This window comes from Rhodococcus sp. C1 (assembly GCF_020809065.1).
Lineage (GTDB): Bacteria > Actinomycetota > Actinomycetes > Mycobacteriales > Mycobacteriaceae > Rhodococcus_F > Rhodococcus_F qingshengii.
Window position 1 is genome coordinate 1,026,677 of record NZ_CP078080.1, and the last position, 11,318, is coordinate 1,037,994.

Here is an 11,318-nt window from a genome sequence, read left to right on the forward strand (position 1 = left end):
CACACGAAGGCTGGAGCCGGGTACGAAAGAGGCTGGGGCCGCGGAGATTCACTCTCCGCGGCCCCAGCCTTTGTGCACTGTCCTCAGTGGTCTTGTGCTTCGGCCGGGGCGATCAGCGCCGGGCCTGCGGCACCGCCGTGTGCGAGCGCGTCGAGGAACGAGCGCGCCCAGCGGTCGACGTCGTGCGTCAGGACCTGACGACGTAGCGCACGCATGTGGCGCCGGCCGTCCTCGCGCGGTTGATTGAGGGCCTTCTCCATCGAATCCTTGACGTCGTCGAGGTCGTGAGGATTGCACAGGAATGCCTGGCGGAGTTCTGCTGCGGCACCGGTGAATTCGCTGAGCAGCAATGCACCACCCAGATCACTGCGGCAGGCGACGTATTCCTTCGCGACGAGGTTCATGCCGTCACGCAGCGGCGTGACGAGCATGAGATCGGCGGCGACGAAGAACGCGACCAGTTCGTCGCGTGGGATCGGCCGATGGATGTAATGGACGACGGGGCGGCCGACTTCGCTGAACTCGCCGTTGATCCGGGAGACCTTCTGCTCGATGTCTCCGCGCATCTGTACGTAGCTTTCGACGCGTTCGCGGCTCGGGGTCGCCAACTGCACCATGACGGTGTCGGCGGGATCGATGCGCTTCTCCATGAGAAGTTCGTGGAGCGCAGCGAGCCTGACGTCGATGCCTTTGGTGTAGTCGAGGCGGTCGACGCCCAGCATGATGTGCTTGGGGTTTCCGAGTTCTTTGCGAATCTGCTTGGCGCGGTCTCGAATTGCCTTGGTGCGCGAGAGCTCGTCGAGCTTGCCGGAGTCGATGGAGATAGGGAAGGCGCCGACGCGGACGCTACGGAAACCTACTTGCACCACACCGAGTTTGGAGCGGACGCCGACGGTTCCACGTGAAGTCTGTTGCCCGGCAAGGCGTCTGGCCAGGTACAGGAAGTTCTGTGCGCCACCCGGAAGGTGGAAGCCGATGAGGTCGGCGCCGAGGAGGCCTTCGACGATCTCGGTGCGCCACGGCATCTGCATGAACAGCTCGACCGGGGGAAACGGAATGTGCAGGAAGAAGCCGATGGTCAGGTCGGGGCGCAGCATCCGCAGCATCTTCGGTACCAACTGCAGCTGGTAGTCCTGGATCCAGACTGTCGCGCCCTGTGCCGCTGCCTTGGAGGTGGCTTCGGCGAATCGCCGGTTCACCTCGACGTAGGCGTTCCACCATTCGCGGTGGTACTCGGGTTTGACGATGACGTCGTGATAGAGCGGCCAGAGGGTGGCGTTGGAGAATCCCTCGTAGTACTCGTTGATCTCCTCGGCGCTCAGCGGCACGGGGTAGAGCTCGAGTCCGTCTTCGACGATGGGGTCGAGCTCGGCGTCCGCCACCCCCGCCCAGCCCACCCACGCGCCCTGATTGCTGCGCAGGATCGGCTCGAGAGCGGTGACCAGTCCGCCGGGGCTTCGCTTCCAGCGGGTGGTGCCGTCGGGGAGCCGTTCCAAGTCGACGGGCAGGCGGTTCGCTACGACAACGAACTCAGCCTGACCGGACACGGCTTCACCGGTCGAAGAAGCAGGTGCGCTGTCAGAAAGGGTTGAACTGGTCGAATCCGGACTGACAGGCACGTGGTTCCTTCTCGGTCGGTGAGGGAAAGATTCAGTCGAGCTTGGCGGCGGGGGAGATACCGAGCATCGAGAGCAGCATCCTGCACTCGTCGGCATCTTCCGCGTAGGCAGCGACGACGCGCTGTGCCTGACGAGCAGTTTCGTCCGCTACGGGCTCGAGGTCCTCGTCCGCGATCTCGGTTTCGACGGTCGTGTTCTCAGCCATCATGTTCCTCTCGTGCTTGCCTGCACGGCGCAAGCAATGGTTCTTACTCGCGACTCTATGAGAACTGGGCGTGTCGACGCTAGTTGCTCATGTATTAGGGTCGACTTACTTATCTCTGTACTCAACTTTATCGCTTCCATCGATGCTTGGAGTTCCATGAGTTCGACCCCCTCGAGTGTGACCGTCGACTCGGACGAGCCGGATAGTGGCAATCACAGCGGTGCTGCGATTTTGCGACGTGTCCTCGTCCGTAACCGTGGCCCGCTCGCCATCGGCACGGTTCTGGTCTGTCTGCACCAACTGACCGAGACGGCGGTGCCGATCTCCATCGGTGTGATCATCGACCGTGCGGTGGAGACTTCGGACACCACGGCCCTGATCGTCTCCATCGTCGGTCTCGCGGCTCTGTTTCTCGTTCTGACGGCCGCGTGGCGCTTCGGCGCACGCTTCATCGTCACCGCGATGCAGCAGGAGGCTCATCGCCTCCGGCTCGAGGTGGCGCACCGCGTCCTCGATCCGCGTGGGGTGCGCACCGATCTGCGTTCGGGTGAATTGCTGACAGTCTCGACATCCGATGCCGAGCAGACTTCGTGGATCGCGGACATCGTCCCGCGCGCCGCTGCGGCCCTGACAGCTGCGGTGGCGTCGGCGGTGGCGTTGGTGTGGATCGACCTCTGGCTGGGGCTGGCCGTTCTGATCGGAACGCCGGTCATTCTCGGTCTGCTGCAGTTGGCGGCGCCTCTCATCACGTCGAGGGCCACCGGTCAGCAGGCGTCGATCGCGCGGGCGTCGGCGATGGCTACGGATCTGGTCAGCGGATTGCGTCCGCTGCGCGGTATCGGCGGTGAGAAGACCGCGTCGGCGCGCTACCGCACGGTCAGCCGTCAAGCGCTCGCATCGACGATCGGCACGGCCAAGGCGACCGGTATCTACACCGGCGTTGCCGCGACCATCAGTGCGTTGCTCGCGGTCGGTGTTGCGGGCTTCGCGGGATACTTCGCGTTGCAGGGCCGGATCACGGTCGGTGAACTGATCACCGTGGTGGGGCTTGCGCAGTTCATCATCGAACCGCTCGGATTGCTTGCGTCCATTCCCGGATACTTCGCGGTGGCGCGAGCGTCGTCGGATCGACTGGCACTGGTCTTGGACGCGGAGCCACTGCGTGGCGCGGGTTCGCAGACCGAACTCGAAGGCACCGACCTGACTCTCGACAGAGTCGAGTACAAGTCACTCAAGGGCATCGACCTGCATCTGCCTGCCGGAGAACTGCTGGGCGTCGTGGCTTACCAGCCGCAGGACGCCGACGCTCTTGTCGCGGTCCTGTCCGGTCAGCTGGTGCAGGACGCGTATCGCGGAGTGGTGAGGGTTGGCGGAATCAGCCTGTCCGACATGGAATTGCGATTGGCACGTCGGACGGTGTTGGTGGAGCCGCACATCACCGATCTGTTCTCCGGGTCGCTTGCGTCGAACGTCACCGCGGGCGCCGGTGATGCCGCTGCTCTCGACATCCAGAGTGCTCTGGTGGCGTCGGCAGCGGCGGATGTCGTCGACGCACATCCGGACGGTCTCGACCTCGAAGTGACCGATCGGGGCGCCAGTTTGTCGGGAGGCCAGCGGCAACGCGTCGCCCTCGCGCGCGCCCTGGTGGCACAGGCACCCGTGATGGTCCTGCACGATCCGACGACGGCGGTGGACGCGGTGACCGAGGCGTCGATCGCCGAAGGAATCGCACAACTGCGGCACGAGGGTGCCGGTGGCATCCACACGACGGTATTGATCACCAGCAGCCCAGCCTTGCTGGCCGTGACGGATCGAGTGATCGTGTTGAACGACGGAGTGATCGCCTCGATCGGCACACATTCCGAACTCTCTCGCGGCGACGCGAACTACCGAGGAGCGGTGCTGCGGTGACGGCCACGGACATGACAACCAAAATGCCGGCCGGGGAGAACGCCGAGAAGGTGACAGAGCGCGAGTTGTTGCCGATCGCGAGTGGTCGCCAGACCTGGAAGTGGTTGCGGGCGGCGCTGACCGAACACCGGATGCAGAGCCTGCTGGTCCTGATCGTCGCGGCTTCGGCGTCGGCGATGGCCTTGGTGCCGATTTACGTCTTCGGCGTCCTGGTCGACCGGGTCCGGGACAACGCGCCCACGTCGACGATCGTCGGGGTGGTCGTGATCATCGCCGCTGCCGCAATCGTGGGCGGTGTGTTCACCGGTGTGGCTGCCTATCTGATCAAGCGGCTCGGTGAGACGATCCTGGCGGATCTGCGAGAGCGGACCGTGGACCGGGCACTGCGACTGCCGATCCAGACCGTCGAGAAGGTCGGTAAGGGCGATCTGCTCTCGCGTGTCGGCGACGACGTGTCGGTGATCGCCAAGGCCGTGTCCGACGTGGTTCCCGGCATGATCGCGGCGGTTCTGCTCGTGGCTCTGAGCATGGTGACCATGCTCGGACTCGACTGGCGACTCGGTCTGGCCGGAATGGTCGCGCTGCCGATGTACGCGCTGGCGCTCAAGTGGTACCTGCCACGCTCGGCTCCTGTTTACGCAGCCGAGCGGGTAGCGATGGGCGCTCGTTCACAAGCGCTGATCAGCAGTCTCCAGGGTGCGAAGACGGTCCGCGCGTACAGCCTCGAGAAGGAACACCTCGGGCAGATCGATGCGGCGTCGGCAAAAGCGCGCGATCTGGCAGTCGGAGTGTTCGGCCTGTTCACGAGGTTCGCCGGTCGAGGTAACCGCGCCGAATTCGTGGGCCTGTCCATGATTCTCGTCGTCGGATTCCTGCTGGTCCGTGAGGACGTCGTGACAGTCGGCCAGACGACGACTGCTGCCCTGCTGTTCCACCGCCTGTTCAACCCGATCGGCTCGCTGCTCTACACCTTCGACGAAGTGCAGTCGGCCGGCGCCAGCCTCGCGCGACTGGTCGGCGTCGTCGAGATCGAGGAAACGGAGCCTTCGACGGATGCAGGTTCCGTTCCGGCCGACGGTTCGCTGCGTCTGGATGACATTCGGCACAGCTACGACGGTGGTCATGAGGTTCTCCACGGAGTGAGCCTCACACTGCGTGCGGGGGAGCGCGTGGCGCTCGTCGGTTCGACCGGAGCCGGAAAGACGACGCTCGCGGCGATCGCTGCCGGTTCGATCACTCCGACGTCGGGCCGGGTGTCGATCGGCGGTGTCCCGCTTGCCGACCTCGACGACCTACGACGCCACATCGCGATCGTGAGTCAGGAGGTTCATGTCTTTGCCGGACCTCTGATCGAGGATCTGAGATTGGCGGCTCCCGAATCCTCGGACGAGGACGTTGCCGCGGCACTGCGGACGGTCGGCGCGTACGAGTGGGTGGAGGCTCTCGACGAGGGAATGCTGACCGTAGTCGGCGAAGGCGGGCACGAGATGACGGCGGCGCAGGCGCAGCAGTTGGCTTTGGCGAGACTGGTGTTGGCCGATCCCGCCGTCGCCGTACTGGACGAGGCAACAGCGGAGGCGGGCAGCGCCGGAGCGCGGGAACTGGAAGCGACTGCCGACGCCGCTACGGAGGGCCGCACCACTCTGGTTGTCGCACACCGGCTTACGCAGGCTGCGGGCGCCGACCGAGTGATCGTGCTCGAACACGGACAGATCGTAGAAGAAGGCCCGCACCGCGAACTGGTGTCCGCGGGCGGGCGTTACGCACAACTGTGGGTGGCCTGGGAAGGTCGCGACTGAGGGGTTTGTACTGGGTTTTGTACTGAGGGGGTCTGATCCGGCGATCAGGTGAGGTACCCGCCGCCGTGGGGGAAGAACTCGGCGGCGGTGTACTCGCTGCCGTCGTCGAGTCGGACGCGCTCGATCCGCAGTCCCTTGTTCTTGCCCGACCACGCGTCGGGGCCCGCGACGATCACCATGCCGTCGTCTTCCTGGATGAACACTCGGCCGGGGGTTCCGCCGTAGTGCCCGCGTGAGACGGACGCCTTCAGGATGCGGATGCGCTGGCCCTTGAACTCGGCGAAAGCGTTGGGGTACGGATCGGACTGTGCCCGGACGAAACGCTCGATGACCTCGGCGGGCCAGGACCAGTCGACGTGGCTGTCCTGCGGTGCGCGCTTGTGGAAGAACGTGGCCTGCGATCGGTCCTGCGGCGTCCAGTCGGTACGGCCGGACGCGATCAGATCCAGGGCGTCGAGTGTGATGGGGCCGATCATGTCGATCGTGCGGTGGAACAGATCGGTGACGGTGTCGGTCGGGCCGACCGTCGTCGAACGCTGCAGCACGATGTCGCCCGCATCGAGTTCCTCGTCCATCAGGTGCGCCGTGAGCCCGACTTCTTCTTCGCCGTTGATCAGAGCCCAGATGAGCGGGGAGAATCCCGTGTACTTGGGCAGCAGCGAATCGTGGATGTTGAGGGTGCCGTACTTGGGTGCGTCGAAGACCTCCGCAGGCAACCAGGTACGCCAGTTGTTGGCGACGATGATGTCGGGAGCTGCTTCGGCCAGCGCGGCTTTGAAGGCATCGTCAGGCTTGTTCGCCACGTGAACGGGTACACCGTTCTCGGCCGCCAGATCTGCAACCGAGTCCGCCCACATCTGTTCGTAGACGTGTTCGCTCTTCGGGTGTGTGATTGCCAGCACGACCTCGTGATCGGAGTCGATCAAGGCCTGCAGGGTACGGTGGCCCCAGGTTTGGTATCCGAGCGTAGCGACTCTCAACGGGGGTCCTCCTGGACGAGCATGGGCTGGGGTTGCGGTCACACGACCGCCCATCAGCTTAGGCTATCCAACCAAAATTGTTGATCACACGTACGAGGAGGAAGGCTGACATGACGGTCGCCACAATCAACGGAATCCCCATCAATTACCAGGTCAAGGGTGATGGAGATCTGGTGGTGCTCATCATGGGGACCGGCAGCCCCGGCCGCGTCTGGGATCTGCACCAGACCCCGGCGCTGGTGGCCGCCGGCTACCGAGTCTGCACCTTCGACAACCGCGGAATCGCACCGTCCGGCGAGAGCCTCGGCGGCATCACGATGCCCGACATGGTCGCAGACACCGCCGGACTGATCGAGCACCTCGGTGGCGGTCCGGCCCATGTCATCGGCACCTCGATGGGCGCCCGGGTGGCGCAGGAACTGACGCTCGCCAGGCCCGATCTGGTTCGCAAAGCAGTGTTCCTCGCCGGTCACGCCCGGATGGATCATTTCCAGCAGGTCCTGACCGAGGGTGAGCGCCAGTTGTTCGACAGTGGCGTCGCTCTGCCGGCCAAGTACCGTGCCGCAGTGACCGCGGTGATGAACCTCTCGCCGGCCACGCTGGCAGACGATCACTCCGCGCGCGACTGGATGGACATCTTCGAGTTCACCGGCGGCGCAACGTCACCGGGTGTTCGCGCGCAGCTCGGTATGGACCGCGCCTTCGATCGACGGGGTGCGTACAAGTCGATCATGCGCCCGTGCCTGTCCGTCGCTTTCGCCGACGACCGCATGATCCCGCCCTACCTCTCCCGCGAGGTGGCGGACTGCATCGCTACGGCGTCGTACGAAGAGATTCCCGACGCCGGGCACTACGGCTACCTCGAGCGTCCGGAGGCCGTGAACAAGGTGCTGATCGACTTCCTGGCGAAGTAGTTTTCCGCACGCGAGAAAGGGCCTGACCTGCTAACTGCAGGTCAGGCCCTTCTCATGTTTCAGGCCAGTGCCAGGAACAGCTTCTCGAGTTCGGCCTCGGTCATCGGTTCCTGACCTTCCGCGCTGTCACCGCTCAGGCATTCACGCAGCCCGGAAGCGACGATCTTGAACCCTGCTCGGTCCAGCGCCTTGGACACGGCGGCGAGTTGCGTGACGACGTCCTTGCAGTCGCGGCCGTTCTCGATCATCGAGATGACCCCGGCAAGTTGGCCGTGGGCACGACGCAGTCTGTTCAATACGAGCGCAATGCTCTCTTCGTCGCCGGTCATGGTGGCCCCTTCTCGAGTGTTCGTGCTGCGGTCAAGGGTACCCCTGGGGGCATGTCACTGCTTGATTCAGTGTTTGATCCGGCTGCGGTGTCAGATCAGCGAGTCGACGGCCGCGCGCAACTTGACGGCTGCGTCGGCTGCCACGGACTCGAGGCCGGGTTCGCCGGAAACCTGAACCATGAGAGCAGGATTCATCGCTTCGACGAAGAACGAATTCTCGGTAGTCGTATCTTCGCGGACGACGACGTTGCACGGCAGTAGGAGGCCGATCTGACGATCCACCGAAACTGCCCGATGGGCCAACGATGGGTTACAGGCACCCAGGATCAGGTACTTTTCCATGTCCTCGTCCAGCTTCGCCTTGAGTGTTGCTTGCATGTCGATCTCGGTCAGGATGCCGAAGCCCTGCTCGGCGAGAGCGCCACGCGTGCGGGTGACGACGTCGTCGAAGGTTCCGGTGACCTTGGTTGCGATCGCTATCGGTTCTGTGGGTGTTGTCATTGCGCGCTCCTCGTCGTTGGCTGTCACTGTCGCCGGCTTTGATTTCTCTTGTCTCCATCATACCCCTGGGGGTATCAGTAGGACAGTGATGTCGGGTACACGATCAGCCATGCGAGAAGCTGATGTTCGGCAGGACGCGACGCAGCCATGCCGGCGCCCACCAGGCTGCCCGGCCGGTGAGGCGTAGGAGAACGGGCAGCAGCACCAAGCGGACGAGCACTGCGTCCAGGAGCACAGCTACGCCGAGGATGATGCCCATTTCCTTGGGTGGCAAGGGATCTGCGAGCGCAAAAGTGAAGAAGACCGCAACCATCACCGCTGCTGCCGCCGCAATGACCCGACCTGAATGCGCGAGGCCGTCGATGTGTGCGATCGCGGGGTCGCCTGTGCGTTCGTAGTGCTCCTTGGCACTCGAAAGCAGGAACACGGTGTAGTCCATCGCGATCGCAAAGATCATGGCGAAGAAGAAGACCGGACCCCACCCGTTGAGGAAACCCTGGGGGGTGAAGCCGAGTAGGCCTGCTCCGTGACCGTCCTGGAAGATCAGCTTCGCGATTCCGAATGCGGCCCCAGTGGACAGCAGGCTGACCAGCGTGCCGATCAAGGCGATCAAAGGCGCCTGGAGGGCGATCAGCAGCAACAGGAATCCGAGCGTCAGAATCACGACCACGACGATGGGAAGGTAGTCGTCGAGTGCCTGCTGAAGGTCGAGATTTTCGGCCGGAGCGCCGCCGACGAGCGCCGATTCCGGCAGTTGCGACCGAAGGTCGGCAAGGATGGTTTCCATCGCAGGATCTGACGGGTCGACGGTGGGAACTGCTTGCAGCATAACAAGATCGGACCCGTCGGCAGCTTGTTGCGCTGGGGTGACCATGGCCACGCCGTCAACGCTCATGGCAATACGTGAGGTGTCGGCTGCATCGTCGGCGGACGTGACGATCTGCAACATCCCCGGGGCGCCGTCCCCGAATTGCTGCTGCACCAGTTCATAGCCCTGGCGAACCGGGGCGTCCTCGGGAACCACGGCGATGGAGGGCATTGCCACCTTCAGTCCGAAGACCGGAACAACGAGTGCGATCAGGATGAGTAAGGCGCCGAAGCCGAATGGCCACGGGTGCTTGTGCAGCAATGATGCCCAACCTGCGAACATCGGGGAGCGGTGTTGCTGGCGCTTTGCATACGGTAGAGAACCGCCGTTGACCTTCGCGCCGATCCTGCCGAGCACGGCAGGCAACAGGGTGAGTGTTGCGGCGAGAACGAAGATCACAGCGAGCATGATTCCGACAGCCATCGTGCGTACGGCCGGGGCTGGAACGATGAGAACCGCAGACAAACTGACCAGAACTGTGAGGCCGGAAAGGACCACAGCCTTGCCGGCGGTGTCCATGGTTTGAGCCACGGCGGCCCTTGGATCCGGATCGGCTCGCAATGCATCCCGGAACCTGGCGACGAGGAAGAGTGCGTAGTCGATGCCCAGCGCGAGAGCGAACATCATCGCGAAGTTCATGGCCCACACGGAAATCGGCGTGATCTCGTTGAGGATTACAAGCCCGCCCGCCGAAGCGATCAGGCCCGCAAGCGTCAGCAGTAGTGGTAGACCCGCGGCAACCAGGGAGCCGAAGGCCAACACCATGATCGCGAGAGTGACGGGCCACGACATCATTTCGGCTTTGATCATGGCTTCGTGATTGGCCTTGTTGAAATCGCTCCACAACGCCGACGCACCCGTCGGGTACACCTCGATCGTGTCGGTGGACAAGCCCGTGAGCTTCTTGCCGAGTTCGTCTACCGCGCTGACCATCTCGTCGGTACTCGCGTTGGCGCCCGCGACCATGATGCCGGTATGTCCGTCCGGGCTGATGGTCATACCGGGCTGCGGGGCGATCACTTCGCCGAAGCGAGGGTCCGCGGAAAAGATTTCCGTTGCCGCGGCCAGGGTTTGCTGCATCGACGGATCCGTGATGGGTAGAGAATCCGAGTGAACGACCACTTGTACTGCGGCGGAGGAATTTCCACCGAAATGCTGCTCGGCCAACTCGCGAACTTGCACGGATTCGGATCCGTTTGCCTGCCAACCCGCGCCGGCCAGGGAGGTGAAGACGCTGGGTGCTGCGGCGCCGAGTGCGATCAACGCGATCAACCAGACGCCGACGACGAGGCGGGTGTGAGTCGCCATCGATCGACCGAGACGCGCAAGTATGCCGTCGGCTCGGGTGGGTGGGTCCGCGGTGACTGTTCTGGTCGCTGACATCTTCACTCCTGATACGGGTGGGGGTATTCCTGTCCGTCACCTGTATACCCCCAGGGGTATCGATCTGTCACATTCGAGGGTTCTCTATGCTGCTGGGGGCACCGTCCGATCTGAAACGGTGAAACGGTGAAACGGATATGGGAGAGCAATCATGGACGCACGCGACTGGGACGAGCGATACCGAGCGGTGACGGAGCCATGGGGAGTCGACCCGGCGGGAACCGTCGCAACAAGAATTTCCGATCTGAGACCGGGCACCGCGATCGATCTGGCCTGCGGCGACGGCCGTCACGCGCGGTGGATGGCTGGGCAAGGTTGGTCGGTGACTGCGGTCGACTACTCGTCGGTGGCGATCGATCTGGCACGGGCGAGTGACGGGGACAAGGCTGTCGACTGGCAGGTCGGCGACGCGACCGAGTGGCAGCCGGAAGGGCTGGTCGACCTGGTGTTGGTCAGCTTTCTTCACCTCGAGGTCGACCATCTGGCCGCAACCTTGAAGCGCGTCGGGGAGTGGCTGACGCCCGGCGGACGGGTCCTCTATTTGGGGCATTCCATCGAGAACTTCCATCGTGGTGTGGGCGGTCCACCCGAACCGACCATTCTGCCCGGTATTTCCGATCTCGCTCGCGCTGCGGAGGGATCGAGGGTCTATGCCCTCGAACATGTCGTTCGGCCGCAGGACGGTAAGACGGCAATTGACGTTTTGCTCGAATTCGGTCCGTGGGAACAGGTCTGACCAGGGCGGGAGCGCACCTTCACGTTCCTGGGTAGCCTACCCTAAACTTGCGAGGGTGTTCGTCGTTCGATGA

General features: G+C 63.7%; 10 protein-coding genes. 4 read left to right on the forward strand and 6 right to left on the reverse strand.

Annotation, left to right across the window (positions count from 1 at the left end; all coding sequences use genetic code 11):
• Nucleotides 1-83: 83 nt before the first annotated feature.
• Nucleotides 84-1,547 (reverse strand): alpha,alpha-trehalose-phosphate synthase (UDP-forming), encoded by a 1,464-nt coding sequence (locus tag KTR60_RS04755; RefSeq protein WP_085989962.1) that lies wholly within the window; start codon nucleotides 1,545-1,547, stop codon nucleotides 84-86.
• 103 nt (nucleotides 1,548-1,650) lie between these two features.
• On the reverse strand, nucleotides 1,651-1,824 hold the full coding sequence (locus KTR60_RS04760) for a hypothetical protein (protein WP_164490548.1): 174 nt from the start codon (nucleotides 1,822-1,824) through the stop codon (nucleotides 1,651-1,653).
• 156 nt (nucleotides 1,825-1,980) lie between these two features.
• On the opposite strand from KTR60_RS04760, the gene KTR60_RS04765 reads away from it, so the two are divergent.
• Both KTR60_RS04765 and KTR60_RS04770 read left to right on the forward strand, forming a co-directional pair.
• Entirely contained in the window at nucleotides 1,981-3,735 is a 1,755-nt protein-coding gene (locus tag KTR60_RS04765) for an ABC transporter ATP-binding protein (protein ID WP_228401898.1), read from the forward strand.
• Nucleotides 3,736-3,746: 11 nt separating this feature from the next.
• Nucleotides 3,747-5,534, forward strand: a complete 1,788-nt coding sequence (locus KTR60_RS04770) for an ABC transporter ATP-binding protein (RefSeq protein ID WP_376136873.1) — start codon at nucleotides 3,747-3,749, stop codon at nucleotides 5,532-5,534.
• Between the two features lie 44 nt (nucleotides 5,535-5,578).
• Here the strand turns inward: KTR60_RS04770 and KTR60_RS04775 are convergent, their stop codons facing one another.
• Nucleotides 5,579-6,514, reverse strand: coding sequence for a methionyl-tRNA formyltransferase (locus KTR60_RS04775; protein WP_007734348.1), 936 nt, complete (start codon nucleotides 6,512-6,514; stop codon nucleotides 5,579-5,581).
• Nucleotides 6,515-6,624: 110 nt separating this feature from the next.
• Between KTR60_RS04775 and KTR60_RS04780 the strand changes: the two genes are divergently transcribed.
• Nucleotides 6,625-7,428 (forward strand): alpha/beta fold hydrolase, encoded by an 804-nt coding sequence (locus KTR60_RS04780; protein ID WP_003945829.1) that lies wholly within the window; start codon nucleotides 6,625-6,627, stop codon nucleotides 7,426-7,428.
• Between the two features lie 59 nt (nucleotides 7,429-7,487).
• Here KTR60_RS04780 and KTR60_RS04785 read toward each other — a convergent pair whose 3' ends face one another.
• From KTR60_RS04785 to KTR60_RS04795, 3 genes are all read right to left on the reverse strand, one after another.
• Nucleotides 7,488-7,757 carry a metal-sensitive transcriptional regulator gene (locus KTR60_RS04785; protein ID WP_007734349.1) on the reverse strand — a complete coding sequence of 90 codons (270 nt, stop codon included), beginning with the start codon at nucleotides 7,755-7,757 and terminating at the stop codon, nucleotides 7,488-7,490.
• Nucleotides 7,758-7,847: 90 nt separating this feature from the next.
• Complete coding sequence (locus KTR60_RS04790) at nucleotides 7,848-8,258, reverse strand: DUF302 domain-containing protein (protein WP_228401899.1); 411 nt, start codon at nucleotides 8,256-8,258, stop codon at nucleotides 7,848-7,850.
• Nucleotides 8,259-8,361: 103 nt separating this feature from the next.
• On the reverse strand, nucleotides 8,362-10,509 hold the full coding sequence (locus KTR60_RS04795; protein WP_228401900.1) for an MMPL family transporter: 2,148 nt from the start codon (nucleotides 10,507-10,509) through the stop codon (nucleotides 8,362-8,364).
• Between the two features lie 151 nt (nucleotides 10,510-10,660).
• On the opposite strand from KTR60_RS04795, the gene KTR60_RS04800 reads away from it, so the two are divergent.
• Entirely contained in the window at nucleotides 10,661-11,245 is a 585-nt protein-coding gene (locus KTR60_RS04800; RefSeq protein ID WP_003945672.1) for a class I SAM-dependent methyltransferase, read from the forward strand.
• Nucleotides 11,246-11,318 lie beyond the last annotated feature (73 nt).

What these genes read in the sequence shown, in the direction of transcription:
- KTR60_RS04795 (WP_228401900.1), bottom strand. Translation starts at nt 10,509, where the DNA reads ATGTCAGCGACCAGAACAGTCACCGCGGACCCACCCACCCGAGCCGAC.
- KTR60_RS04765 (WP_228401898.1), top strand. Translation starts at nt 1,981, where the DNA reads ATGAGTTCGACCCCCTCGAGTGTGACCGTCGACTCGGACGAGCCGGAT.
- KTR60_RS04760 (WP_164490548.1), bottom strand. Translation starts at nt 1,824, where the DNA reads ATGGCTGAGAACACGACCGTCGAAACCGAGATCGCGGACGAGGACCTC.
- KTR60_RS04780 (WP_003945829.1), top strand. Translation starts at nt 6,625, where the DNA reads ATGACGGTCGCCACAATCAACGGAATCCCCATCAATTACCAGGTCAAG.
- KTR60_RS04790 (WP_228401899.1), bottom strand. Translation starts at nt 8,258, where the DNA reads ATGACAACACCCACAGAACCGATAGCGATCGCAACCAAGGTCACCGGA.
- KTR60_RS04800 (WP_003945672.1), top strand. Translation starts at nt 10,661, where the DNA reads ATGGACGCACGCGACTGGGACGAGCGATACCGAGCGGTGACGGAGCCA.
- KTR60_RS04770 (WP_376136873.1), top strand. Translation starts at nt 3,747, where the DNA reads ATGACAACCAAAATGCCGGCCGGGGAGAACGCCGAGAAGGTGACAGAG.
- KTR60_RS04785 (WP_007734349.1), bottom strand. Translation starts at nt 7,757, where the DNA reads ATGACCGGCGACGAAGAGAGCATTGCGCTCGTATTGAACAGACTGCGT.